This window comes from Pseudomonas fontis, assembly GCF_028656955.1.
Lineage (GTDB): Bacteria > Pseudomonadota > Gammaproteobacteria > Pseudomonadales > Pseudomonadaceae > Aquipseudomonas > Aquipseudomonas fontis.
Genome location: NZ_JAMDGY010000071.1, coordinates 24373 through 49003, shown reverse-complemented (window position 1 = coordinate 49003; position 24631 = coordinate 24373). Strand labels below are relative to the sequence as shown.

General features: G+C 58.5%; 35 protein-coding genes. 29 read left to right on the top strand and 6 right to left on the bottom strand.

The features are described from left to right. Positions 1 to 2 precede the first annotated feature (2 nt). The 4 genes from M5G11_RS20745 to M5G11_RS20730 form a co-directional block, all read right to left on the bottom strand. Entirely contained in the window at positions 3 to 929 is a 927-nt protein-coding gene (locus M5G11_RS20745; RefSeq protein WP_273910160.1) for a hypothetical protein, read from the bottom strand. A gap of 10 nt (positions 930 to 939) precedes the next feature. Then, the gene (locus tag M5G11_RS20740) at positions 940 to 1242 is read right to left on the bottom strand and encodes a helix-turn-helix domain-containing protein (RefSeq protein WP_273910159.1); all 303 of its coding nucleotides are present in this window, start codon (positions 1240 to 1242) and stop codon (positions 940 to 942) included. Continuing rightward, the gene (locus tag M5G11_RS20735) at positions 1239 to 1964 is read right to left on the bottom strand and encodes a hypothetical protein (RefSeq protein ID WP_273910158.1); all 726 of its coding nucleotides are present in this window, start codon (positions 1962 to 1964) and stop codon (positions 1239 to 1241) included. The genes M5G11_RS20740 and M5G11_RS20735 overlap by 4 nt, the downstream gene beginning before the upstream one ends. A 180-nt stretch (positions 1965 to 2144) precedes the next feature. After that, positions 2145 to 2357, bottom strand: coding sequence for a DNA-binding protein (locus M5G11_RS20730; protein WP_273910157.1), 213 nt, complete (start codon positions 2355 to 2357; stop codon positions 2145 to 2147). A gap of 31 nt (positions 2358 to 2388) precedes the next feature. Here M5G11_RS20730 and M5G11_RS20725 point away from each other — a divergent pair, with 31 nt between their 5' ends. The 23 genes from M5G11_RS20725 (at position 2389) to M5G11_RS20615 (ending at position 17759) form a co-directional block, all read left to right on the top strand. Next, positions 2389 to 2859: a helix-turn-helix domain-containing protein gene (locus tag M5G11_RS20725; RefSeq protein ID WP_273910156.1), complete on the top strand. Its 471-nt coding sequence runs from the start codon at positions 2389 to 2391 to the stop codon at positions 2857 to 2859. A gap of 3 nt (positions 2860 to 2862) precedes the next feature. Beyond that, positions 2863 to 3474 (top strand): hypothetical protein, encoded by a 612-nt coding sequence (locus tag M5G11_RS20720; RefSeq protein ID WP_273910155.1) that lies wholly within the window; start codon positions 2863 to 2865, stop codon positions 3472 to 3474. Positions 3475 to 3576: 102 nt separating this feature from the next. Then, positions 3577 to 3993, top strand: coding sequence for a hypothetical protein (locus M5G11_RS20715; protein ID WP_273910154.1), 417 nt, complete (start codon positions 3577 to 3579; stop codon positions 3991 to 3993). A gap of 136 nt (positions 3994 to 4129) precedes the next feature. Then, the gene (locus M5G11_RS20710; RefSeq protein WP_273910153.1) at positions 4130 to 4636 is read left to right on the top strand and encodes a structural protein; all 507 of its coding nucleotides are present in this window, start codon (positions 4130 to 4132) and stop codon (positions 4634 to 4636) included. Further along, positions 4633 to 4851 carry a DUF7940 domain-containing protein gene (locus tag M5G11_RS20705; RefSeq protein WP_273910152.1) on the top strand — a complete coding sequence of 73 codons (219 nt, stop codon included), beginning with the start codon at positions 4633 to 4635 and terminating at the stop codon, positions 4849 to 4851. Before M5G11_RS20710 ends, M5G11_RS20705 begins: the two co-directional genes overlap by 4 nt. Before the next feature lie 180 nt (positions 4852 to 5031). Next, positions 5032 to 5640 (top strand): lysis protein, encoded by a 609-nt coding sequence (locus M5G11_RS20700; protein ID WP_273910150.1) that lies wholly within the window; start codon positions 5032 to 5034, stop codon positions 5638 to 5640. A gap of 6 nt (positions 5641 to 5646) precedes the next feature. Next, positions 5647 to 5865 (top strand): TraR/DksA C4-type zinc finger protein, encoded by a 219-nt coding sequence (locus tag M5G11_RS20695; RefSeq protein ID WP_273910149.1) that lies wholly within the window; start codon positions 5647 to 5649, stop codon positions 5863 to 5865. After that, entirely contained in the window at positions 5862 to 6167 is a 306-nt protein-coding gene (locus M5G11_RS20690; RefSeq protein WP_273910148.1) for a DUF2730 domain-containing protein, read from the top strand. Before M5G11_RS20695 ends, M5G11_RS20690 begins: the two co-directional genes overlap by 4 nt. Beyond that, positions 6164 to 6457 (top strand): VpaChn25_0724 family phage protein, encoded by a 294-nt coding sequence (locus M5G11_RS20685; protein WP_273910147.1) that lies wholly within the window; start codon positions 6164 to 6166, stop codon positions 6455 to 6457. The genes M5G11_RS20690 and M5G11_RS20685 overlap by 4 nt, the downstream gene beginning before the upstream one ends. A gap of 2 nt (positions 6458 to 6459) precedes the next feature. Then, a complete protein-coding gene (locus tag M5G11_RS20680; RefSeq protein WP_273910146.1) occupies positions 6460 to 7008 on the top strand; it encodes a phage protein Gp27 family protein in 549 nt (182 codons plus the stop codon). Beyond that, a complete protein-coding gene (locus M5G11_RS20675) occupies positions 7005 to 8624 on the top strand; it encodes a hypothetical protein (RefSeq protein ID WP_273910145.1) in 1620 nt (539 codons plus the stop codon). The genes M5G11_RS20680 and M5G11_RS20675 overlap by 4 nt, the downstream gene beginning before the upstream one ends. Further along, positions 8621 to 10114, top strand: a complete 1494-nt coding sequence (locus M5G11_RS20670) for a phage portal protein family protein (RefSeq protein ID WP_273910144.1) — start codon at positions 8621 to 8623, stop codon at positions 10112 to 10114. Before M5G11_RS20675 ends, M5G11_RS20670 begins: the two co-directional genes overlap by 4 nt. A gap of 1 nt (position 10115) precedes the next feature. Next, on the top strand, positions 10116 to 10961 hold the full coding sequence (locus M5G11_RS20665; protein WP_273910143.1) for a phage head morphogenesis protein: 846 nt from the start codon (positions 10116 to 10118) through the stop codon (positions 10959 to 10961). Between the two features lies 1 nt (position 10962). Continuing rightward, entirely contained in the window at positions 10963 to 11439 is a 477-nt protein-coding gene (locus tag M5G11_RS20660; protein ID WP_273910142.1) for a phage virion morphogenesis protein, read from the top strand. 177 nt (positions 11440 to 11616) lie between these two features. Then, positions 11617 to 12789, top strand: coding sequence for a phage protease (locus tag M5G11_RS20655; protein ID WP_273910141.1), 1173 nt, complete (start codon positions 11617 to 11619; stop codon positions 12787 to 12789). A 9-nt stretch (positions 12790 to 12798) separates the two neighbouring features. Then, positions 12799 to 13722, top strand: coding sequence for a major capsid protein (locus tag M5G11_RS20650; protein WP_273910140.1), 924 nt, complete (start codon positions 12799 to 12801; stop codon positions 13720 to 13722). 338 nt (positions 13723 to 14060) lie between these two features. Then, complete coding sequence (locus tag M5G11_RS20645; protein WP_273910139.1) at positions 14061 to 14393, top strand: DUF2190 family protein; 333 nt, start codon at positions 14061 to 14063, stop codon at positions 14391 to 14393. 8 nt (positions 14394 to 14401) lie between these two features. Continuing rightward, positions 14402 to 14833 (top strand): gp436 family protein, encoded by a 432-nt coding sequence (locus tag M5G11_RS20640; RefSeq protein WP_273910138.1) that lies wholly within the window; start codon positions 14402 to 14404, stop codon positions 14831 to 14833. Beyond that, on the top strand, positions 14833 to 15321 hold the full coding sequence (locus M5G11_RS20635) for a Gp37 family protein (RefSeq protein ID WP_273910137.1): 489 nt from the start codon (positions 14833 to 14835) through the stop codon (positions 15319 to 15321). The genes M5G11_RS20640 and M5G11_RS20635 overlap by 1 nt, the downstream gene beginning before the upstream one ends. Next, complete coding sequence (locus tag M5G11_RS20630; protein WP_273910136.1) at positions 15318 to 15566, top strand: hypothetical protein; 249 nt, start codon at positions 15318 to 15320, stop codon at positions 15564 to 15566. Before M5G11_RS20635 ends, M5G11_RS20630 begins: the two co-directional genes overlap by 4 nt. Next, positions 15559 to 15819 (top strand): hypothetical protein, encoded by a 261-nt coding sequence (locus M5G11_RS20625; protein WP_273910135.1) that lies wholly within the window; start codon positions 15559 to 15561, stop codon positions 15817 to 15819. Before M5G11_RS20630 ends, M5G11_RS20625 begins: the two co-directional genes overlap by 8 nt. Next, on the top strand, positions 15816 to 17237 hold the full coding sequence (locus M5G11_RS20620; protein ID WP_273910134.1) for a phage tail sheath subtilisin-like domain-containing protein: 1422 nt from the start codon (positions 15816 to 15818) through the stop codon (positions 17235 to 17237). The genes M5G11_RS20625 and M5G11_RS20620 overlap by 4 nt, the downstream gene beginning before the upstream one ends. Next, positions 17238 to 17759 carry a phage major tail tube protein gene (locus tag M5G11_RS20615; RefSeq protein ID WP_273910133.1) on the top strand — a complete coding sequence of 174 codons (522 nt, stop codon included), beginning with the start codon at positions 17238 to 17240 and terminating at the stop codon, positions 17757 to 17759. It abuts the gene before it with no gap. 1 nt (position 17760) lies between these two features. Here M5G11_RS20615 and M5G11_RS20610 read toward each other — a convergent pair whose 3' ends face one another. Further along, entirely contained in the window at positions 17761 to 18204 is a 444-nt protein-coding gene (locus M5G11_RS20610) for a hypothetical protein (RefSeq protein WP_273910131.1), read from the bottom strand. Positions 18205 to 18569: 365 nt separating this feature from the next. Here M5G11_RS20610 and M5G11_RS20605 point away from each other — a divergent pair, with 365 nt between their 5' ends. After that, the gene (locus M5G11_RS20605) at positions 18570 to 18911 is read left to right on the top strand and encodes a phage tail assembly protein (protein WP_273910130.1); all 342 of its coding nucleotides are present in this window, start codon (positions 18570 to 18572) and stop codon (positions 18909 to 18911) included. Positions 18912 to 18946: 35 nt separating this feature from the next. On the opposite strand, the gene M5G11_RS20600 is transcribed toward M5G11_RS20605, so the two are convergent. Beyond that, a complete protein-coding gene (locus tag M5G11_RS20600) occupies positions 18947 to 19207 on the bottom strand; it encodes a hypothetical protein (RefSeq protein WP_273910128.1) in 261 nt (86 codons plus the stop codon). A gap of 19 nt (positions 19208 to 19226) precedes the next feature. Here M5G11_RS20600 and M5G11_RS20595 point away from each other — a divergent pair, with 19 nt between their 5' ends. The 5 genes from M5G11_RS20595 to M5G11_RS20575 are packed head-to-tail and all read left to right on the top strand — an operon-like array spanning position 19227 to position 24574. Further along, a complete protein-coding gene (locus M5G11_RS20595) occupies positions 19227 to 21851 on the top strand; it encodes a phage tail tape measure protein (RefSeq protein ID WP_273910127.1) in 2625 nt (874 codons plus the stop codon). After that, on the top strand, positions 21851 to 22735 hold the full coding sequence (locus tag M5G11_RS20590; protein ID WP_273910126.1) for a phage tail protein: 885 nt from the start codon (positions 21851 to 21853) through the stop codon (positions 22733 to 22735). Before M5G11_RS20595 ends, M5G11_RS20590 begins: the two co-directional genes overlap by 1 nt. Beyond that, the gene (locus M5G11_RS20585) at positions 22735 to 22941 is read left to right on the top strand and encodes a tail protein X (RefSeq protein WP_273910125.1); all 207 of its coding nucleotides are present in this window, start codon (positions 22735 to 22737) and stop codon (positions 22939 to 22941) included. The genes M5G11_RS20590 and M5G11_RS20585 overlap by 1 nt, the downstream gene beginning before the upstream one ends. Then, positions 22929 to 24041, top strand: a complete 1113-nt coding sequence (locus tag M5G11_RS20580) for a phage late control D family protein (RefSeq protein WP_273910124.1) — start codon at positions 22929 to 22931, stop codon at positions 24039 to 24041. The genes M5G11_RS20585 and M5G11_RS20580 overlap by 13 nt, the downstream gene beginning before the upstream one ends. Then, complete coding sequence (locus M5G11_RS20575) at positions 24041 to 24574, top strand: phage baseplate assembly protein V (protein WP_273910123.1); 534 nt, start codon at positions 24041 to 24043, stop codon at positions 24572 to 24574. Before M5G11_RS20580 ends, M5G11_RS20575 begins: the two co-directional genes overlap by 1 nt. Positions 24575 to 24631: the final 57 nt, after the last annotated feature.

The following is a 24631-nucleotide window of genomic DNA, read 5'->3' as shown; positions in this document are numbered from 1 at the left end:
ACTTAGGCCTGCTCTAGCCAAGCTGGATTGCCATCCAAGTCCGCTGGCAAGTGGAACTCGCTGCGGACTTCGGCCAGGATGGTTTCGAGCTGGCGGATCAGCCCTGCCTTGAACAGGCGCTGATCTTCACCGCCGGAAATAGAGTGTTCCGCGAGTTTCGAAAATCCCTCGCGAAGAGAGCCCAGGATGGTGGCTTCAGCCTCATAGGCCACCGCCGCAACCTCTTGGCGCAGCTCGCTCACCGCTTCATTGGCAGGCAAGGACTGAATGCGCTTGCGGGTTTTCTCCAGCTCCAGCTTGGTCTTGTCCAGCTCGGTGGTCTTCTTCGCCATGACCTCCGACTGGGCTTCATAGTCGGCGTTGGTTTCGTCGAGGCGTTGGGTCAGCTGTTCCTTTTCCTTGGCGTGCTTGGCAATGATCTCTTCAGCCAGATCAACGAAGGCTTCCTTGTCACCGGTCTTGGCGACTTCGATCAAAGCCGATTTCTGATCCTCGGGCAGTCGGCGGTACTGGCGCATTTCGCGATAGCCGATCCCCATGCGGGACATTGAATCAAGCGCAATTTCACCAAACTGACGAAGGTTTCGAATGTCTTCATCAACCTGATCGACAGAGCGCCCAAGGATCTGGCAGAACTCGTCCCAAGTACCACTCAAAACTTCCGGACCGGTCCGGAGTTTCATTCCCTTGACGGCCTTGTAGAGCTTGTTTTCCTTGACGAAGGCCAGTTTGGAAATCCGGACGGTCCGGGAAAAATCTTCAAATGCACCAGCTGCCTGTGCCTGCCCAAGTAATTGGTTGACCAGGTCACGATCTTCGCTATGTGCAGCCATCATGGATGCCATTGCGTTCTGGTTTGCAGTGAGCATTTCTCCGTCCAACTCCGGCAGTTCAACCTCTGCTGGTGCTGCTGCTTTTGTACGCGCCATATCAATCTCCTTAGTTCATCGAGCCAGCGGCAATCCGTTGGTTGATTTCCTGCATCCGGCCCTGCAAGCGGGCCATGTGTTCGGCGTGGGCCTGGGCGATCTGCAACACACCAACCGAGTGGGCGAAGCGCCCGTTATCCAGCTTCACCGCCAGGCCTTCCTCGATAAGGGTCTGCATCGCTCGGGTGATGTTGCTCGGGCTATCCCCAGTCAAATGAGCTAACTCGGTATTGCTCAACCCGGTCACGGTGTGGCCTTTGAGGGCCTTGAACACACGCAACACACGTGCAGCAGCTGAGACGGTGCGGCTCATGGCTGTCCCTCCAGTTCGAGTTGTGGGTGTTGGCTCTGGTTGACATTGCCCTGGTGCCAGGCCAAGCCCTCCATCGCCGCTTGAATAGCCGCCAAGGTTTCGTCGGCTTCGCTGTTCTTGGCATAGAACGCCAACAATTTGCCCGCGGCTGTGTTCAACAGTTCCTGCAGCGCGTGCATGTCCTGTGCTAGGCAGTGGCGCCCGGTTGGCATATCAATGGTTAGCCGACCGGCGCTTGCAGCTATCCAGCGGGTGACGTAGTCACAGCGGCAGGCCTGCTCATAGGGCCGGATCAAGTTGGCGGGCATGCGGCCACTCTGCAGCCACTTGTAAAGCGCCCAGTGATCTGCCAGCCCCATTTCATCGGCAATGCGCTCGACACCCTTGCTGTGGTTCTCCCGTGCATAGTCCTTGCACAGCTCTAGCGCGTGGCGTAACGAGGTCGGGCGCAGGCCTTTCCAACGTCGGCGGCTCATTGGAAGACCTCTTGCGGAAGTGTTTCCAAACAAATTGCGGTTTTGCACATGGGCAAAAGGATTACTGCCGGTGCAAACTTTTGCTGTAAATTGACAACCGGAGTCATAGCGATGACCACGCAGGATTTTGATGAACTGGCTGGCCGCATTGAGGGCATTGCCCGCAGCGTGATGATTCTGGCCGGGACACTTCAGCGTCAGGGGATGCTGGATGAGCAGAGGCTGCAGGCAAGTCTGCGGATTCATGCTGCGGGGCTTCAGCCAACAGTGTCGAATCACGCAACAGTGGCTCGTACTCTGAATGAGTTGGCAGATCTGTTGTTGACGGACTACCAGCAACTGAAGGCTCGCGAACGTAGCGCGTCCCTATGACTGCAGTGGTTAAGCTCAAAGCAAACGGGGTGTCGTTGTTCGGCATGTCCGACCTCACGCTGCCAATGCTGCTGTTGCTTTGAGACCAAGCTTTACGGCGATGTCGTGAGCTTTGCCGTAGTGGGCTTTGGCTTGGCCATTGAGAACGCGGTACACCTCATTGCGGGTGTAGCCGTTTTCGGTAGCCCAGTCGGTAATGGTTTTGCCTGCCCGGCGAAAATTTTCTTTCACCTGGTCGGCGGTTAGGGCTTTGGCATGGGTGGCCATGGTGGTGGCTCCTGTGATGCAAAGATAATGAGTGTTTGTGGTAATCATGATGGTATTGAAAAAGATACCTGTCAAGTGGTGCGTTATGCTTTTGAATATCGGCGATCGGTTAAGGCAGGAGCGAGAACGGCTAGGGTTTAGCCAGTCAGCGTTCGGTGCCATAGGGGGAGTGAAGAAACTCGCCCAACTGAAATACGAGCAAGGTGAGCGATATCCGGGGGCTGATTACCTGGAAGCGGTAGCCAAGGTGGGGGCAGACGTTCTCTTCATTGTCACCGGTAGTCGCTCGGCTGAATTGCTGTCTCCAGAAGAGTTGGAGCTCTTGGACAGATTCAGAGCGGCACCTTTGGCTGTGAAGGCTGCAACTATTGCTGCTGTAACTGCTGGCTCAGCAAAGGCGAAGCAAATCTTTCATGGCCCGGTAGGTCAGGCCGTTGAAGGAGGAGTTACTAACACTGCTGGTGTTGTATTCAATGTCGGGAACGAAAAAGCTAAGGAGTAGCCCATGAGTCAGGAGTTTCGTGGACATGTCGGGCAGGTAGCTGCGGGAGATATCCAGAATCTGGATATCAAAATTCATGTCCCCGGAAAGCCAGAGGCCAAGGCCTTGGTACTAGCTCAACGAGCAGAGCTGCATGAGCTCCGAGTTAGATGTGAGGAACTTGGCGCAGACCCCCGCGATGTGTGGCGCGCTGTTCACGCTCAGCTTTCGGTTAAGTCCATCGATCAGATCCCGTCGAGTCAGTTCATTGAGGCGCGAGGTGTGATCAATGGTCTTTTGGAGCGGCTCATGGATGATGCCGATAGACGACGACTTGTAGGCAAGATCCTCCGAGCAGCCGAAGAGAAAGACGCCAGAGTCGAATTGAGTAATTATTGCGACATCAGTTTTGGACGTACCCAGCTCAATAATCTCCAGCGTGCCGACCTACAACGGGCCCTGGAGTTTATCCAGGGCTTTCAGGTGCAACCTCTACAGGTGGACCCGTCTCCTCCTGAGCCTGCTCAAGAACCGCCATTGCGGCTTCCGCTTCGCGAGTTCCTGATCACATACAAGTCGAACGCTTTCTGGCTGTTCATGTTCGGCATCATTGTCGACAGATTCTGGTTTAGGTAGCCAACAGTAAAGTCAAAAGGCTAGAAGCGGAAGCTTCTGCGTGCAGGGAAAGCAGTAAAAAAAGTAACCTTTAACTCAGGTTGTCAACTTAGGAGATGTCTTTTGAAACTCATGTTTATTGTTCTTCTTTCTCTTTTCTCCCTATCCGCAAATGCGCAGACCATTGCGGAAAAGCTCACTATTTTGAGTCTAGATAAAGATGTTGACGAGGATTCCAAGGAAGTGAAACGGACACAGGCCGCACTCACCAGAGGTCTGACTGTTTGCAATTTTGAGAATGAGGAAAAACTTGCCAGCGCCGCATGGGTCATCACCAAGAATATCCGCGAAAAAGGTCAGTACGCTGAGGCAACGGACATTGTCGAAGGAGTGAACGCAGCCCTTTTGGGAGCAAAGGCCAAGCAGGACTGTTCCGAAGTGATGGCTTTGTATGCGGTGAATCGTATCGAGGGGAGTACCCATTCAGATGCGGTGACCGGTGCTCGTGGGCTCTACCGCACAATGGGATTGGTCAAGTGACCACCTTGAAATCATCCCGCTTGTAGTTATCTCTTTAAACCCGATTAAAAGCGCCTTCCTCACACACCGCCGATCATGGCGGTGTGTGCATTCTGGCGCCTGAATCTACCAAGGGCGCCTTATCAGGAGGCGTCCCATGCGACCCGAAAAACAATCCCCACGCGGTATCCGCAACTACAACCCCGGCAATATCCGTCACGCCAACGGTGTGCGTTGGCAAGGCCAGTCCGCTCTGCAGGGCGACAGCGCGTTTGTTCAATTCGGCAGCCCGCGCTGGGGCATCCGCGCCATCGCTCGTGTCTTGATCACCTACCAGGACAAACGCCGCGCCGCTGATGGCAGCCGCATCGACAGTGTCCGGGAGATTATCGAACGCTGGGCTCCAGCTTCTGAGAACAATACCGATGCTTACGCCGTGGCCGTCGCTCGTGCCCTGGGCGTAACGCCGGATGACGAACGTCTGGACGTGTACGACTTCGGCACCATGCGCGCCCTGGTGCTGGCCATTATTCGTCACGAGAACGGTCCAGGCCCGCTGCCAGGTGGTCTCTGGTACGGCGAAGCCATCATCGCCGATGGCCTGCAGTTGGCAGGGATCGAGCGCGGGGCAACCCATGGCCGATCTTTCGGGGTGCCTGCATGAGGCCGATCTGCGACTGGCGGTGTTGCTACAAGCTCTACAGCGTACAGCTCAGCATCCTGATCGCGCTGTTCGGCTTCGCACAACTTGAGCTGCTGCCGATGTGGCAAGCGGAGCTTCCTCCTAGGGCATACGCAACGCTCAACAGCGCTCTGGGCCTGCTGCTATTCGTGGTGCGGCTGATCAAACAGGGCCCCGACCAGGACTCGAAATCATGAGGGTACTCCTATCCGCAGTGACTTCCTTTCTGGCCAAGCTCAGGTTCTTGGTTGCACCCAATGTCGCCGCCGGTAGTTGGTTGACCTGCACCACCCGGATGCCGGTAAGCCGCAAGCACTCGGGTATTGCGGCAGCCAAACGGCGAGCACGCAAGGCTCGCAATCAGCGGAGACACAAGTATGGCCGTGCTTAGTTCTACCCCCTTGAGTATTGGGTTGGCGTGGGCGTTGGTCGCCTGCGTGTTGAGCGCAGCAGCTGGTGGCTCGATTGGCTACGGCCTGGGTTTTCGTCAGGCCCAAGCCCTCGGCGACACCAAGCTGGAAAACCTGAAAGCTAGAAACGCCGAGCAAGCAGAAGCCAACGCAAAGCAGAGCCAGGACCAGTTATTGGCACAGGTCATCCGTGCCAATGCCGCCGACGCCTTGTTGGTCCAGGCCAAGGCGCAACATCAAACCGAGCTGCAGCAACTGCAGGAGCGCATCCCCCATGTCACCACCCAATACCGTCCTGCACCTGGTGCGGCGACTCAGCCTATTCCTCATTGCGTGTTCACTGCTGGCTGGCTGCGCGACTACAACGCCGCCCTCGGTGTGCCAACCACAACCCAAGGCGCCACTGCCAACCCTGCTCAAGCAACGTCCGAAGCTGCCCCCGGCACTGACGCCGAACTACTGGAAAGCGGCGTCACTCCCGCCGACATCTTGGCTCACGCCCAGGACTACGGGGTGTGGGCTCGCAACAACGTTGCCCAGCTCAATGCCTTGCTCGATCTACAAGAAAAGGACTGACAGCGTATGGATGTAGCGGATCTGGCCAATGACAACGACTTCACCGAAGCCGCGTTGCAGGCTCACAGCAGTGGCCTACAGCGACGCTCGGGCCCTTCGGCCTATCGCTGCTATGAATGCGGTGAGGCGATCCCTGAAGATCGCCGCCAGGCAGAGCCCGGTACCGAGCACTGCTTCGATTGCAAGACCACCCTGGAGCACCTGGCCAAGCGAGGATTGCGATGAACCTGGATCAACTCAACTTCAGCTTCAGCGCCGTGCAATGGGTGGTGCTGACAGTTATCGGGATTTACTCCTGGTTCACCAGCCGCCAAGCAGCGAGCGCTCAGGAATTACTGGAACTGCGCACACGTATCGTTGCCCTGGAAGAACATGTACGGCACTTGCCGGACCAAACAGCCGTCACCGATTTGCTGGGTGACATGAAAGCAGTGCGTGCCGAACTGATGGGGGTCAAGGAAGCGCTTGGCCCTTTGGCCCGGTCGCTGGACCGGATCAATGACTACTTACTGCGAGAAAAAGCATGAGCCAATACGCTGAATTCCTGCGCCAGGACATGCGCCTGGTGATCTTGCGGCTGTTGGTGGAGATGCCTGCTTACCGGGCCAATAGCTCCGTGCTCAACGCCGCCCTGGACAACTTCGGTCATAGCGTCAGCCGTGATCAGGTCAAGACCGAGCTGCAATGGTTGTCTGAGCAAGGCGCGGTGTCGTTGGACGATATTGGTCCAGTGATGGTGGCCAGCCTCACCGAGCGTGGCCAGGACATCGCAGCAGGCCGTGCCCGTGTGCCCGGCATCAAGCGTCCGGGGGCCTGACCATGGCGGGTAAATCTTCCATCAGCCGCTTGCCTCCTATGGTCAAGGCATACATCCAGAAGCTTCTGCGTGAAGATCGCATGACCCTGGATGACATGCTCGATGACATTCGCGAGCGATTCCCCAACGAGAAGGCTCCCAGCCGCAGTGCCTTGGGGCGCTTCAAGCAGGGCTTCGACCAACTGACCGAGAAAGCCCGGCAGCACCGCGAGCAGGCTGAGGCCTTTGTCGGTGCTTTCGGTGAAGATGCCAGCGACAAGACCGGTGTATTGCTGGTCGAAGCAATCTCAACCCTGACCTATCAGGCTGCCTTGGGTGCGCATGAAAACGACGAGGTGACCATCAAGGAGGTAGCCACCTTGGCCCGTGCGGCCAAGGCCACCATGGAGGCCCGCACCCTCAGCGTCAAAGAGCGTCAGGCCATTGCCAAAGCTGCCCGCGAGCAGCTGCTGGCAGAGCAAGCCGCCGAGCTGGAGAAGTCGGTGCAGACTGGCGGCATGAACGAAGATCAGGCGCTGTTCTGGCGCGAGAAGTTCCTGGGGGTCAAATGAGCGCGCCAGCGGTCAAGCCCTCATCGAGCACACTGCGCGTCGTCGAGTGGGACGAGCTGCCGGACAGCGTTCGGCAGATCCCTGAGGGCTACAACCCGATTGCCGAAGGCATCCTCATGGCGCACCAGGTTGACTGGCTGCGCATTCAGGCGCAGATCAAACTCTGCGAAAAGGGTCGTCGTACCGGCATCACTTTTGCCGAGGCCCTGGACTCGGTGATCACTGCCGCCTCACGCAAAAGCGCGGGCGGCATGGACATTTTCTATGTCGGCGACACCAAGGAAAAAGGCCTGGAGTTCATTGGCTACTGCGCCAAGTTCAGTCGGGTGATCGCTGAGGCCCAAGCTTCCGGTGCCAGTCAGATCGAAGAGTTCCTATTCGAGGACCAGGACGAGTCAGGTAACACCCGGCAGATCAATGCCTACCGCATCCGCTACGCCTCGGGCTTCAAGATTGTCGCGCTGTCGAGCAACCCGGCCAACCTGCGCGGCCTGCAGGGCAAGGTGATCATCGACGAAGCGGCCTTCCACCGTGACGTGTCGGCGGTGCTCGATGCCGCGACCGCGTTGCTGATCTGGGGTGGCCGCATCGTCATCATCAGCACCCACAACGGCAAGAGCAACGCCTTCAACCAAATGGTCAACGACATCCGTGACCAGCGCTACGGCGACGCCGCCCAGGTCTATCGGGCGACCTTTGACGATGCCGTGGCCAACGGCCTGTTCGAACGCGTCTGCTTCATGAAGGGCGAGCCCGCGACGCCGGAGGGCAAGGAAGCCTGGTACAGGAAGATCCGCAACGCCTACGGCCCACGCAAGGCACAGATGCGCGAAGAGCTTGATGCAGTGCCTCGTGATGGCAATGGCGTGTGCATTCCGGGCGTGTGGATCGAAGATGCCATGCGTCCTGCTCGTCCAGTGTTGCGTCTGGCACTACCGGATGACTTCACCCAGCAACCGGTGTACCGCCGTGATGCCTATGTCGAAGAGTGGATTACGCGCAATCTGGCGCCCGTTGTGACGCAACTTAATCCAGATCTGCGCCACTTCCTGGGCATGGACTACGCCCGTCACCGTGACTTCTCCATCGTCTGTCCAATGTCAGTTGACCAGGCCCGTCACCGCGATGTGCCGTTCGTAATCGAGATGCACCGCGTGCCAGCCCGTCAGCAAAAGTTGGTGCTGTTCTATACCTTGCGTGGATTGCCGCGCTTCATCGGCGCCGCCCTGGACGCTTCGGGCAACGGCGAGACGCTGGCCGAAGAAACCGCCGATGAGTTTGGCCACAACCGCATCCAGCAGGTGAAGCTCAGCCGTGCCTGGTACGGCGCCTGGATGCCGAAGTTTGTCGGGCTCTTTGAAGACAGCACCATCACCATCCCCCAAGACGACAACCTACAACAGGACGTGCGTGGCATCGAACTGGTGGATGGCATCCCGATGATCGTCAAAGCCCGCTCGCAAGACCTTAAGGACCCCGACCTGTATCGCCATGGCGACTTTGCCGGTGCCGGGGTGCTCGCGCATTTCGCCACGCTGGAGGTTGCCTCCGGCCCGGTCTCCGCCAAATCACGCCGCCCCCGAGCGGCTTCTCGCATTACTCAGGGGTACGCATGAGCACCAAAGGATTGTGGGTCAGCCCCACTGAATTCGTTCGATTTGCCGAGCCCCGGCGCGACAAGGGACTCACCGACCATATTGCCTCCCGTGGGCGCAGCTTCGATGCCCAGGCATTGGGCATGTACCTGCCGAACCCGGACCCGATCCTCAAGGCCCAGGGCAAGGACATCAAGGTCTATCGTGACCTGCGCAGCTCGGCCCTGGTCGGCGGCAACATCCGTCGGCGCAAGTCTGCAGTGCTGGCCCTGGAACGCGACCTGAAACGCGGCTCAGCACCAGTACGGGTCGAGCGGTTCATTCGTGACTGGCTGGCCGACCTCGATCTCGACCGGATCATCCGCGAGCTGCTCAACGCACCGCTGTTCGGCTACCAGCCTGTTGAACTGATGTGGAAGCCGGTGGGGTTGAGTCTGGTGCCAGAGGATCTGCTCGGTAAGCCTGCCGAATGGTTCCTCTATGACCAGGACAACGTGCTGCGCTTTCGCGCTCGTGATGCGGGCATTGCTGGTGAACAATGTGACCCACAGCGCTTTGTCGTCGCCCGGCAGGACGCCTCTTATGACAACCCCTATGGCTTCGCCGACCTGTCGATGTGCTTCTGGCCGGTGATGTTCATGAAGGGCGGCTTGAAGTTCTGGGTCCAGTTCACTGAGAAATACGGCAGCCCCTGGGTGATCGGTAAACATCCACGCGGTGCCAGCGATGCCGAGACCAACTTGCTGCTCGATAGCCTGGAAGCCATGGTCCAGGACGCGGTGGCGGCGATCCCCGATGACTCCAGCATTGAGATCAAGGAAGCCGCTGGCAAGAGCTCCAGCGCCGATGTCTATCGCGAACTGCTGACCTACTGCCGCAGCGAGATCAACGTCGCCATGCTCGGCCAGAACCAGACTACCGAGGCCAATGCCAACCGTGCCAGTGCGACAGCTGGCCTAGAGGTGACCGAAGATATCCGTGATGGTGATGCAGGCATTGTTGCTGCAACGCTGAATGCGGCTATTCGCCTGGTCGTCGATCTCAACTTCGGTGAGCAGGTCGCCGCACCTGTGTACGAATTGTGGGAACAGGAAGAGATCGACAAGGTGTTGGCCGAGCGCGACCGGGGTCTGACTGAGGCCGGTGTACGGTTCACCCCGGCGTATTGGAAACGGACCTACAACCTGCAGGACGGTGACATCATCGAAGGACCAGCCGCCACTGATCCGGAGTTTGCCGAAGCCACGGTGCGTCCGATCCTCGACCAGGTCGCGTTGGACCAGGCCATCGATAGCCTCACCGGAGAGCAGCTCCAGGAACAGGCAATGGAGGCCTTGCGTCCCGTCATTGACGCGCTGCAGCAGGGACGCGATGAGGTCGAAGTGTTGGGGCTGTTGGCCGAGACCAGCCCTGACCTGGATGCGGTAGCGCTGCAGGCACTATTGGCCCGCTTGATGTTTGTTGCCGATGTCTGGGGACGCCTGAACGCCGTAGCGGATCAGGAGAGCTGAGATGGCAGCCAAGGCGAAAGTACCAAACCCAGCCGACCTCAAGGCCATCTTCGGTCTTGAACCCGCCAAAGCCATCGACTACCTCAAGGGCAAAGGCTACGCGATCACCTGGGACTGGCAGGAGATGCTTGATCAGGCGCACGACCAGTCTTTCACCGTGGCCAAGGCCATGCGCCTCGATCTGCTTTCGGATATCCGTGAAGCCCTGGAAACAGCCCTGCAGAAAGGCCAAACCCTCAAGCAGTTCACTGAGGCGCTGCAGCCAACCCTTGAAACTCAGGGCTGGTGGGGCAAGCAGGTAATCGTTGACAGCCAGGGTGTCGGTGAGTTGGTCCAGCTGGGCAGTCCGCGTCGTTTGCAGACGATCTACCAGACCAACCTGCAGAGCGCCTACATGGCCGGACGCAAGGCCAGCATGGAGGAAACCTCAGACACCCACCCGTACTGGATGTACGTGGCCATCCTGGATGGCAAGACCAGACCAAGTCATCGCGCCCTGCACGGTAAGGTGTTCCGTCACGATGACCCGATCTGGTCATCGATCTTTCCACCGAACGGCTTCAACTGCCGTTGTCGAGTGACGGCGTTGACTGAGGCCGCCGTTAAACGTCGTGGCCTGGCGGTGATCTCCAGCCAGGGGCTTAGCTTCAATGACACGGTTGAGATCGGTACCAACAAGCGCACGGGCGAAATCAGAACCGCTGGTGTGACCGGACTACGACTCACCGACCAGGGTGGCAAACCCATCACGTTCCGCACTGACCCCGGCTTCAACCATGCTCCAGGTACTGGGTTTGCCGACACCCTCCAACGCAAGCAGGCCGCTGCTGGCCTAGACGAGGTTTAACATGATCACTGTCGAGCTCGACCACTCCCGGCTGCAGGAGACCTTACGCAAGGTTGAATGGGCCGTGGGTGATCTGGCGCCCCTGATGAAAGGCATCGCTGCCGAGATGGCCAGCGTGACCGAAGAGAACCTGGAAGAACAAGGACGGCCTGACTGGGAGTCATTGTCCAGCGTCACCACCGAACGCCGGGAGCAATCTGGCACTTGGCCGGGGCAGATGCTCCAGGTCAGTGCTGCTGGTCTGGCAGCCTCAATCACCACCCAGGCCACTGACAGCTCCGCGCTGGTCGGCAGTAACAAGCCCTATGCCGCGATGATGCACTTCGGTGGGAAGAAGGCTGACTTCCCGCACCTGTGGGGCGACATCCCAGGACGCCCCTATCTGCCCATGGACGTTGAGGGCAAGCTGCAGTCTGAAGCAGAGGACGCGATCCTGGATCTGGCACTGCAACACCTATCGAAGGCGGCTCGCCTGTAGCGCCCGCTGACGCGCTCCTGCAAGCCAACGGCAGTGGTTCATCGAATGTTGTCAGTGACCACTGCCATAAAGCTTTATAAATCCCTTCTGTCCGACTTCCCACGGACATCGCCAGCGTCATTGACGCAAACGCCTCAACTCTCCTCGCCGCTCACTCTTTAAACCCGATTAAAAGTCATGGGCCGAACATTCGCCCAGTCTGTGCGCATCACCTCCACAACCTGCGCACAGACCATGAAACCACTTCACATATTCAGGCCAGGCAAACACACCGCCATGAGCGGTGAAAGTTTCAACATCACCGAAAGCGATATTGCCGCGACCGTTCTGGCCTATGACCCGGCCTTGCACGAAGCACCGCTGGTACTCGGCCATCCTCAACACGATGCGCCTGCAGCCGGTTGGGTCAAATCGATCTCGGCCTCGGCAGATGGGTTAAATGCAGAGCCTCAGCAGATTGACCCAGCCTTCGCCGAGCTGATTGCCAAAAAGGCTTACAAGAAGATCTCCGCTTCGTTCTATCACCCTGACTCGCCAAGCAACCCCGTGCCTGGTGTGTACTACCTCCGTCATGTCGGCTTTTTGGGCGCACTAGCACCAGCAGTAAAAGGCTTGCGTCCCATCGAGCTGGCTGAAGATGAGGAAGGCGTCATTGCTTTCGGCGACTTCGGGCATGAAACCACTGCCAGCCTTTGGCGTCGCTTGCGCGAATTCCTAATCGGGGATCGCGGTCAGGAGGTCGCCGACCAGGTCATCCCGACCTGGGCGATTGACACCATCTCCGATGCCGCACGTGGCGATGACAAGCCATTCCCAGCCTTCAGTGATCCCGCCAAAACCCAAACACCCACCACCGAGGACACACCTGTGACCGAAGAAGAAAAGGCCGCTCTGTTGGCGGACAACGCTCGCCTGCAGCGTGAGGTTCAGCAGCACAAGGATGAGAAACGCCAGGGAGCGCAAGCCGCCATTCACAGCGGCAACGTTGCATTTGCCGAAGACCTGGTCGCAGCTGGTCGCTTGCTGCCCAAGCACAGCGCTGCGCTGATCGCTGTCCTGGACTTCGCCGAGGGCACCGAAAAGCCGCTGGAGTTCGGTGAGGGTGACGCCCGTCAGCCTGTCGCCACAGGCCTCAAAGCCATCTTCAACGACCTGCCAAAACAGATCAGCTTCGCCGAGCAGGCCAGCAAGGAGCGCCAGACCAGCGGTGCACGCACTGGCGCTGAACTGGAATTCGCCGAGGTGGAGACCGATCCGGGCCGTCTCGATTTGCATGTCCGCGCTTCGCAGCTGGCCGCCGACAAAAACATTCCCTACGAGTCGGCTGTACGCCAGCTCATCAACCAATAAGGAGCCATCATGGCTGACCGTCTGAAGATTTTGCGGGTCGTTGACCCGGTACTGACGAACTTGGCGCGGGGCTACCGCAATGCCCAGTTCATCGGCGAAGCCCTGTTCCCGGTGGCCGAAATGGACAAAGAAGCAGGCACCATCCCGCTGTTCGGTAAGGAAGCGTTCGAGGTCTATGACACCGAACGGGCAATCCGGGCGCAGTCGAACGTGATGAACCCGGACGACCTGGATGGTCTCGATGTGGTCCTGCGTGAACATGACCTGGCCTACCCGGTGGACTACCGCGAGAAGAACGAATCGATGTTCGATGCCGAGTCACGCGCCTCACGCCGCGTGGTTGGCGCCATCGATCTGCGTCGCGAAGTCAGCTGCGCCAAGTTGGCGCAGAACCCCAACACCTACCTGGCAGGCGCCAAGGTCACGTTGTCGGGCTCCAGCCAGTGGAGTAATGGTGGCGGCGATCCGATTGCAGTGGTCGAACAAGGCAAGGAAGTGGTGCGTAGCCGAATCGGTGTTCGCCCCAACACCATGACCATGGGGGCATCCGTTTACCTGTCACTGAAGTTTCACCCGAAGCTGCAGGCAGCCCTGGGCAGTGACGAGCGCAAGCTGATTACCCTGGAACACCTCAAGGCGATCTTCGGTGTCCCGAACATCCATATCGGCGAAGCGGTTGCGGGCAGCAGCAACACCTCCGACATCTGGTCCGACAACATGACATTGGCCTATGTGGCCAAGCCTGCAGGCGGTGAAAAGTCCGACTACGAAGAACCGAGCTTCGGTTACACCCTGCGTCGCAAGGGTATGCCAGAGATCGATGCCTTCGACGCGGCTGGCGGCAAGGTGCGCTACGTGCGTAACACCGACATCTATAAGCCTGTCGTGGTGGGTGCCGATGCGGGCTACCTCATCTCCGACATCAACGGTTGAGGTGCCAGATGACTACTAAAGCCACACCGAAAGACAAAGCCGCACCTGATACCCCAGGTGAATCGAAACCGCAGGACGAGGCCCTTGCAACTGCTTCTTCGAGCGCGCCCGTGGCACCTGCTGCAGCATCCGCTCCGAGCGATTCGCCGACACCAAAGCCGGAGCCTGAACCAGGTCCAGGTCCAGGTCCAGAGCTGGGTAGCTACACGGTATCGGGTCGCTCTGACGTATTGCATAACGGCGATCTGTACCGAGAAGGCGATGACATTGCCTTGAGCGATGCGGACGCCACGCGCTTGCTCAAATGCGGCCATGTAACGGCTAAAGGACGGTAACCAATGAAAACCCAACAACCCGTACTGACCACCTCGGTGGTCGCCCTGGTCGATCTGCCGCGCTACCGCTTTGCCGGTTTTGACGGGGGCTTGTGCGCTGCAGGCGCCAAGTCGCTTGGCCCAGTTGCGGCGGATACCGAGGCTGACAACGTGGCTCCAGTCAATGTGCTAGGCATCTGCCTGGTGACTGCAGGCGCTGCTTTTGCTGCAGGTGACCAGGTGGAATCGGACGCGAATGCGCGTGCCATCAAACTTACTACCGGCGCTAGCAACGGTATCGCGATGGACGCGGCCACCGCGTCAGGCGATGTGGTTCGCATCGTTCGCGGCATCTGAGGTAGACCATGCGCTACTGCACTCGCGCCGACATCGGCAAGGCCATCCCCGAGCTGACCCTGATACAGCTCTCCAATGACGATCCGGCTGCTCTGCAGCCGGATGATGCAGTGATCGAGGACGGTGTACGCCAGGCAGAGGAACTGATCGATGGCTACCTGCGCGGTCGCTACAACTTGCCGCTCGATCCGGTCCCAACGGTGTTGCGCGATGCAGCGGTGTACCTCACGCGGCACTGGCTTTATCAACGCCGCCCGGAAAGTCCCGTGCCCGATGCCGTCAAGGACAGCCGCCGAGACACCATCAAGCTACTGGAAAGCATCCGCGATGGCATGGTCACCCTGGGCATGCCCAGCGGTCAGGCTGCGCCGGAACCGGGAGAGATCCGTGTTCGTTCGCGCCGCCAACAGTTCAATGATCGTCGCTGGGAGGGCTACTGATGGTCAGCAACAAGACCCAGACCGAGCAGCTGATGGATGCAATGTTGGCGCGGCTCAAGGAAGCCTTCGGCAAGGAGCTGATGGTCGAGCTGTTTCCGGAGAACCCCCAAGGGCACCGGCTGAACCATCCCCGGGGCGCGGTTCTGATGGCCTACGGCAAGTCGCACTTCGGTCACTCGGAAGCGACTGATGCGGTGTTCCAGGAACGCAACCTGGTGATCCGGCTGACCCTGGTTTTTCGCCAGCTCCATGGCAAGGACGGGGTCATCAGCTACCTCGACCGCTTGCGCGGTTGCCTCGCGGGCTGGTTTCCACCGCACTGCGACAAAGCCTGCTGGCCTGTTGCCGAGCATTTTATAGGGCATATGAATGGGGTTTGGCAGTACGCCCAGGACTTCAGTGTCCGTGCCACCCAGATTCAGGTTGTGCTGCCAGGCAATGAGCCAGGACTTACCAGTGCCACCTTTGAACATGAGGGCTTTCCATGACACTCACACGCTATCGCTACACCGGTCCGCAAAGCGCTGCATCGCTAAGGGTCGGGCCTGATCGCAAACTGCTGGATGTGCAATTGCTGCCGGGCCAGCCGGTTGATCTCCCCGCAGATCATGAATACACCCAGGTACTGCTGGAGCTCCGGCACCTGACCCCAGTGTCGGTCGACACCAGTGACACCAAGCCTGATGCAGTTGCACCAGGTGCGGCTAAGAAAGGAGTTAAAGCCAATGACTGATCACGCCTTTATCAATCGGCAACATGTCATTCGCCATGCCATGTTGGCGGAACTGTACTCCAAGTGCCAGATTTCCCGGATTGGTGCAGGTGGCTACAGCCGGGATCTGACTCATACCTTGGGACATGATCCCCAAGAGTGTGAGTTTGCCCTTGGTTATCTGGTCGAGGCTGGCCTGGTTATCCGTGAGTCAGTGCATTGCCGGATAACGGCTTTGGGTATGGAGAAATACGAAGCGGAGAGCTGCAAATGAGCGCCAACTATCTTCATGGCATTGAAACCCTGGAGGTCGAGCGCGGGCCCCGTGCAATCCGTGTGGTCAAGTCAGCGGTGATTGCCCTGATTGGCACCGCACCCACCGGCCCGGTGAAAACCTTGACCCTGTCGCTGAATGACATCGACGGCGCCCAGTTCGGCACGCACTTGCCTGGCTTCAGCATTCCCGAGGCCCTGGACGGCATTTATGACTTCGGCGCCGGTACCGTGCTTGTCTGCAACGTGCTCGATCCTGACGTGCATAAGAGCAGTTTGGAGGCTCAGCCAGGACTCTTTGCTGACAATGACCTGCTGCAGCTCACCCACGGGGCGCTGCAGGTACTGGCCGTGAAGTCCGAAGATGGCAGCGTCACCTACAGCATTGGCACTGACTACAGTGCCGATATGCTCACGGGCCGGATTCGGCGGATCAGCACTGGCGGCATTCCGATCAATGGCCAGGTCAAGGTTGACTACACCTATGCTGACCCGAGCAAAGTGACCCCTGTCGATATTATTGGGGCGGTCTCGCTGGCTGGTCAGCGAAGCGGGTTGCTGGCGTTCCAGGATAGCTACACCCAGTTCGGGTTCTTCCCGAAGATCTTCATCGCCCCTGGCTTCAGTACCCTCAATGCGGTCAGTGTCGAGCTGATTGCATCGGCGATCAAAATGGGCGGCGTGGCCTACATCGACGCGCCCATCGGTACCACCGTGCAGCAGGTGATTGCTGGTCGTGGCCCGGCTGGCGCCATAAACTTCAACACCAGCAGCGACCGTGTTCGTCTGTGCTATCCCCATGTGAAGGTGTACGACCAGGCCACTGGTGATCGCTTGCAGCCGCTGTCGATCCGCGCCGCTGGGCTACGCGCCAAGGTCGACAACGACAACGGCTACTGGTGGAGCAGCTCCAACAAGGAGTTGCTGGGCGTGATCGGTTTGGAGCGTCCGTTGACTGCTCGCATCGACGACGCCAGCAGCGAGGTCAACCTGCTCAACGAAAACGGCATCACCACCGTTTTCAATTCGTTCGGCACCGGCCTGCGCCTGTGGGGAAACCGCACAGCAGCATGGCCAACGGTGACGCACATGCGCAACTTCGAGAACGTGCGCCGTACCAAGGACATCATCGACGAATCGATCCGCTACAGCTCGCTGCAGTTCGTGGATATGCCGATCACTGACTCGTTGATCGACAGCATTGTCGAGAGCGTCAACCAGTTCCTGCGCAAGCTGATCGGTGACCAGGCTTTGATCGGCGCCGAGTGCTGGTATGACCCGGCGCGCAATCCTCAGACCGAGATCGAACTGGGCCATCTGTTGTTCAACTATAAGCTGACGGTGCCACTGCCATTCGAACGCGGCACCTTTGAAACCGAAATCACCGGGGAATACCTGGTCAACTTGGGGGCCGCGTAAATGGCAGGCTTTAGCGCACACCGTATTACCAACGCGGCGGTCTACCTGGACGGCAACAGCTTCTTTGGTCGTTGCGAAGAAATTGACCTGGGCACGGTCAAGACCGTCATGAGCGACTTCCAGGGCTTGGGTATGGTCGGTCTGATCGAACTGCCGGACGGCTTCGACAAGCTGGAAGGCAAGATCGTCTGGAACAGCCTGTACTACGACGCCACCAAGCGCCTGGCCACGCCATTCAAGACTGTTCAGCTGCAGTGTCGCTCGAATGTCCAGGTCTTTAACAGTGGCGGCCTGGTCGAGGAGTTCCCGCTGGTCACAATGATGACCATCATGTTCAAGGAGTACCAACTAGGGAGCTACAAGCCACGCGACCCGAGCAAGTTTGAGTCGCCGTTCTCGGCCACCTATGTGCGGCAGATCCTCAATGGTCAGGAGGTGGTGCTGCTGGACTACCTGGCCAACATCTTCAAGGTGGGCGGTGAAGATCAGTTGGCCAAGTATCGGAAGAACATCGGGCAGTGACTTAGCCGGAAAGGCCGAGCTTGGCGCTGGCCATATGCACGCCGATGGACAAGGCCTGTCCGGCAATGCTGCCCAATAGGCTTTTTGCACCGCTCTTGGTGGCATCGACGAGTTGATCGCCCAAGGATGGGCCGGTCTGGAGGCTTTCAGGAATAGCCTTCAAGACCTCAAGACCCTTGGCGGTTAGTACTGCTTCAACGAACCCATCGTTGTGTGCCTTGCTTCTGAAGCGCAGGTATCCGGCTTCAGCTAACCAATCAATGCAGGCCATGAAGAACATTCCACTTTCACTGGGTACGTCTACTTGCACCCGTTCATCGTAGATGAATCCATCCTCGACGAATTGTTTGATTCGTAAGCTTTTGGGTACGGGAAAATTCTCATAAAGAGTACCGAGTACTCTGCCAGTGATCTCATCAAATTGCTGAATATTGGAGACAGTCATGTCCTTGACTCCTGAGAATGAAGAGAAAAAAACGCAGAGCATGGAGGATGTCATGCGCTTCATTGATATGCAGGTACGCCGGGCTTGCGACCTAATGCGTGCACGACATTACTGGGAGAAGACCTTGGAGGAAACCCCCAAGGAAGTACTGGTGGAAGCGTTGAGCCTGGCGTTAGCCACAGGCCGTTACCAAGAGAAACCACGCTGCCGGTGTTGCCGGTCTTGCTGATACCCCGTTGTTCCTGAAGCCCCGCCATCGTGCGGGGCTTCTCTTTAAACCCGATTAAAAGTCAGCACCACGCCCAGGTGCGATGCTCAGGTCTCTCTCAGAGCAAACGCTCAGACCGACCGACCCGGAGCATCAGATGGCCGACAAACTCAGCATCCCCCTCAAGTTCCCTTTCACCAGCGCAGCTGGCACCTACATTGACTCGCTGCCGATCAAGCGTCTCAAGCGCAAGGATCTGTCCTCCGCACACGACTACTCGCCCAAGAACGAAGGTGCTCAGGAAGATTTTCTGTTCGCGAAAATGACTGGGTTGACCGTCGAAGACTTGGGCGATCTCGATATCGCCGATTCTAGAATTGTCACCGAGGTGTTTCGGGAAATGGCTGGCGGCGGAGACATCGCTGCAGTCCTGGGACGAAGCGCTGGTGCTGGTACTGAGGCTGCAGCCCTCGGAGATCCGCAAGCTGTCGATGGATGAGTACTGGCGCTGGTGCGAAGTCTGCGAGCGGGAGATCAACCGCCGCGTTGAGGCCGCCGAGAAACTGAATCAGCGATAACCGCGAGCAGACCAGCGACCAGTCCACCCAGCAAGGCACCACCTGCCGCAATGGGGGTGGCTGCCAGGGCCAGCACTGGCAAACCCAAACAGAACATTAGCACCGCCATCCACAGCGGTAGGTTGGCCAAGCATAGCCAGGCGAGCCAGATCACACCGACGCCAATGGTCAGTGCATAGAGGGTTTTGGCGGTGAGCACAGCGACTTTTTCAAACATTCTTGCAGCGTAGCAAACTATGGCCAATGAAGTCCTGGTTGGATTGAAGATCGGCGCCGCCGTATCGGGCAGCCTACATGCCGCCTTCGGTTCGGCGAAATCCACCGTGCAACAACTTGGTCGGGCAACGGATGGTTTGACCGCCAAGCAGAAGCTGATTGGTACCGAACTGTCGGCAGCGCTGGCTCGTGGTGGCAGCGGCATCGAGCGGATGCGCCGCCAGTACGACCAGGTCGGGCGTTCCATCGACCAACTCAAACTCAAGCAAGAGCGTCTCAACACCAGTATTGCCCGTGGTGAAACGCTGAAGAATGCTCGCGCTGATCTACGTGGCCAAGCCATGGAGACCGTTGGCACCGCCGCCGTAGTAGGTGCTCCCGTTGTGCAGGCGATGCGCACAGCCATCGACTTCAAGGACCAGACCAACGATATCGCCATCACCGGCGGCTTTGATAACGCAGAGGAAGCGCGACTGAGCGATGTCATGCGCGGCGCTGCGTTGAAGTGGAACCAGACCCAAACCGAGGTAGCTAGTGGTACTGCTGAGCTAATTGCTGGAGGTATCTCCAGCGCGAAAGAGCTTGAGGCTTACGCGCCAGTTATGGCCAAGACCGCGACAGCCACCAGGGCGAGCATGAAGGATCTCGGTTCTGTAGCTATCGCGCTGAATGACAACCTTGGTATCGGGGCGGCTGGTCTTGAGCGGTCCATGAACATGCTCGCCTTTGCAGGTAAAAGTGGCCAGTTCGAGTTGGCAGACATGGCCAAATGGTTACCGCAGTTAACCCCTCAATTTGCTGCTCTGGGTATTACGGGGGAGCGCGCTGTTGCTGAAATCGGTGCTTCCCTGCAGATCGCCCGACGTGGCGCGGGAAGTAATGATGAGGCAGCCAACAACTTTAAGAACTTCCTCTCCAAACTGGCGGCCCCTGAGACACTTAAAGCATTCAAGAACGCGGGAATCGATCTGCAGGACGCCATGCGCAACCTGGTCAGCCAGGGGCTCTCTCCGGCGCAAGCAATGGTTAAGATTCTGACCAAACACCTCGGCATTAAGGCGCCTGCAGCTGCCGCCGAGTACCAGAAGGCTTTGGACATAACCGATGCCCAGGAGCGCCAGACCGCGCTGGCTCGTCTTGATGAAGCATACAAGTTGGGTGAGCTATTTGCTGATCAACAAGTTCTCTCGTTTATCCGGCCTGCTTTAGCAAATCAAAAGGATTTGGCCAGTATCCAGCAAGGGAGTAACGACGCTGCCGACAAGGGCGGTTTGGATGCAGACTGGCAAAAGCGGATGGAAAGCCCCAAAGAACAGTTGAAACAGATCGGTGTGAATTTATCGGACGTTGGGATCTCCATCGGCAACGCTTTGATTCCTGCTTTGGTCGAGGTAGCCAAAGCAGTGGTACCGGTAATGCAGTCCTTCTCGACCTGGGCTGGTGAAAACCCTGCGATCATCAAAGGTGTCGTCGGCCTGGTAGCAGGCCTCCTTGCAGGCAAGCTGGCGTTCATCGGTCTGGCCTACGGCGCCAACCTGGTGATGTCCCCGATTGTGGCCATGACCACTACCATCACAGGCTTGTCTGCCAAATGGACGTTGCTGCGTGCCATGTGGCATATGGGTAAGTTCGCACCCTTGATCACTGGTTTGACCCGGATTGGCTCAGGACTTGTAACGGTATTGCGATACAGTGGCCTGTTCCTGCGCGGCATGGCAATGGCCTTCGGCGCTCCCCTGATGATGGCCGCACGCGGTGTCCTGATGCTCGGCAAAGTCCTGGGCGGTACGTTGTTGTTTGGGTTGAAACTGGCAGGCCAGGCGGTGCTCTGGCTTGGTCGTGCTCTGCTGATGAACCCCATTGGCCTCTTGGTCACCGGCATCGCGCTCAGCGCTTACCTGATCTATCGCTACTGGGAGCCGATCAAGGGCTTCTTCAGCGGCTTATGGGCTGAGATCAAAACGGGCTTCAGTGGCGGGCTGACAGGCATCCTCGGCCTGCTCGCCAACTTTTCGCCTTTGGGCTTGTTCTATCGTGCCTTCAGCGGGGTCATGGGCTACTTCGGAATTGAGCTTCCTGCGAAGTTCAGTGAGTTCGGCGGGATGATCATCAGTGGCCTGGTCAACGGCATCGGCAATGCCCTCACGGCTGCAAAGGAGTCGATTGTCGGCGTCGGCACGTCGATCAAGGGTTGGTTCACCGAGACGCTTGGCATCCAGTCACCGAGTCGGGTTTTCATCGGCTACGGTGCGAACATCAGTGAAGGGGCTGCAATTGGTATCGCTGGCCAGTCTGACCTGGTCCACAAGGCAGCCTTGGGTATAGCCGGAGCCACAGCGGTGGACCTGGCCGCACCGAATGTCCTGTCGCCCTCGATGTCGCAGTTACCTCAACGCCTGCCACCAAGCCCAGATGCAGTGTCGGTGGCCAGCCGTATGGGCGCCCCAGGTGCCGGTCAACCCGCTGCCGCTGGTGAGCTGATCGTGCACTACTCACCAAAGATCGAATTGCCTGCAGGCGTACAATCTCAGCAGATCGATCAGGCTCTCAAAGGTAGCTACAACGAGTTCGTACGCTTCATGGAGCGGTTCCAGCACGATCAACGACGCCGCAGCTACGGCCCTGCCAATGGGGGGACCACCTGATGTTTGCGCTGTTGGGCAACATCGAATTCACCGTCGCGGGTGGTATCACTGGTATGGAGCAACGTGGCACCGCAAATTGGGCCGAGCATGCGCGTATCAAGGGTAAGCCGCTGTTAGAGTGGATCGGCGAAGGGCTGGATGAGATCAACCTGAGCATCGAACTCCACCCCAAGCTGGGCGACCCTGAGAAACGTTGGCAGGCGTTGCGTGAAGCCAAGAGTAAGCACGAGCCGCTGGCATTGGTTCTAGGCAATGGAGACTACCTAGGACCGTATGTCATTGCGGACAATAGTCTGCAGCATCGACGCCTGTCGGCCACCGGCCAGCTGACATCCGCCACCGTGCAACTCAGCTTGCGAGAGTACACAGGTGCTTTCACTCGCAAGGTGTTGGCCACGCCTGGGTTGCTCAATCCAGCGCTCACTGGTACCGCCAGCGTCACCTCCAAGCTGCCTCGAGTAGTCTCCAAGTTTCTGCCTTCACCCAGCACCACGCAGATGCTCATTGGTCATGCCAAGTCAGCGGCCAATGTGCTGCAGGCGGGCAAGAATCTTTATGACCAGGTAAAGAGCGGCAATGCCTCAATGATTCTTGGCCAGGTCCCGCAGTTGCTGGGCGTGACAGAACGTGCCATTGCGCCGCTGCAGGGACTGACCAAAGCTGCTGGGCTGTTTCAGGACGGTGCCGATCTCGCGAAACTGGGCGAGGACGTGCTGGGCAGCGTTACCGGTGCTCGTGCCAGCCTCAACCCCGTTGACCTGGGCAACATCGTCGAACGCTTCGACGCTTCACGAGCGTCACTGGATCAAGCGTTGACCACCATGGATGGTGCGCGGACCCGTTTGGCTGGGCTGACCGCTCAAGTACTGACCCGGAGGGCCTGATGTTCATTCCCCATACCACCACCGAGGGCGAGCGCTGGGATCAATTGGCCTGGCGTTATTACGGCGATGCTCACCGGTACTTGCCCATCGTCCAGGCCAACCCACATGTACCGCTGACGGGTGCCTTGCCTGCAGGCTTGACGCTGGCCATCCCCATGCTCGAACCCGTAGCCGCTACTGAGGATCTGCCCCCATGGATGCGCTAACCCCACAGCAAGTGCCCGAAGCACGATTCGTGTTGAGCTACCAGCACCGGAACATTACCCATGACATCAGCCAACACCTGCTGTCGTTGACTTACTCGGACTTCCTCTCCGGACAAGCCGACAGCCTGGATATCGAGCTGGAGGACACCGAGAGCAAATGGATTGACGCCTGGTACCCCGGACATGGTGACAGGTTGACCCTGTCGATGGGCTGGCAGGGTCAACCGCTGCGTACCCTGGGCAACTTCGAAATAGATGAAGTGGAACTGAATGCACCGCCTTCGACGGTGAATATCCGCGCCCTGGGCGCTGGCATTCAGTCGGCCCTGCGCACTACAGAACACCGAGCTTATGAGAGCACCACGCTGGACGCCGTAGCCAAGCAGGTCGCAGCACGGCAGGGCCTGGAGTTGGTCGGTCGGATTGAACCGATCCAGCTTGATCGCCTCACTCAACAGGACTCTGACCTGACCTTTCTGCGCAACCTGGCTGGTGAATACGACTATGCATTCAAAGTCACTGGCAGGCGCATGGTGTTCCACGCCATCAGCGATTTGGCCAAGGGCAGACCGGTAGCCAGTCTGGTGTTGAAGGACCTGGCCAGCGTGCGAGTACGTGACCAGATCACCGCTGTACCTAAGAAAGTCCAGGTTAAACACAAGGACCCGGTAAAGAAGAAGCTGGTCTCCTACGACATCGTCAACGGCGAAACCGTGGCAGTGCCGAGCAGCGCCAGCAGGTCAACCACCAGTGCGGACACCAAGAAGCAACGCAAGCGCGCCGCCTCGGAAGAGGTGGCCAAGGCGCGTGCCAAAGCCGACCTGGCTAGATCCAATCGGGAGCGCACCACTGGTGGTTGGACTGCCATGGGGCGCCCCGAACTGGTGAGTGGCAACGTGGTCACCCTGGTTGCTGCAGGCAAAATGGGCGGCAATTACCTGATCACCGCCGCACACCACCGGGTTACCCGCAGCGGTGGCTACACCGTGGACCAGGAGGTCTGCCGTGTAGCATCAGCCTCGATTTTGATGACCCAAAAGAACGTCCAGCCAGATCTGGCCTTGTCCAACTATGGCCCCCAGCGCGAGGTAGTAGCCTGATGGGCGTTGAACTGGAATATGGCGAGGTCAGTGCTGTGGACTACCTGACGTGCCGCATCCGTGTGCGCCTGGATGATCGCGATGGGGTCGAGAGCTTCTGGCTCAATGTTCCGCAGCGCAACTCCCAGGGTACGAAGCGGCGCCCGTTGATGCCGGAGATCGACGAGCAGGTCGCGGTGCTGCTCGATGAAGATGGCGTAGGTGGTGTGTACCTGGGCGGGATTTACTCGACCGCCGAGCCGCCGCCCGTGGTCGATGAAAACACCGACTATGTGCGTTACAGCGACGGGACGGTGGTGAGCTACGACCGAGCGGCTGGGGTAATGACGCTTGATAACGTCGGGGCATTGCTAGTTAAGTGCGCACGGAACGTCACAGTTGAATCGGGTGAGCCTGTGGTGGTCAAGGCACCTGCAGCGAACTTGGTGATCCCACTGGTTACGTTGGACGGCAACCTGCAGGTGAACGGTAACATCAATGCGACCGGGACCATCATGGATACTGGAGGAAACTCCAACCACCACACCCACTAACGCTGAGCTCTTTAAACCCGATTAAAAGCCAGGTCTGCCTGGCTTTTCTCATTATGG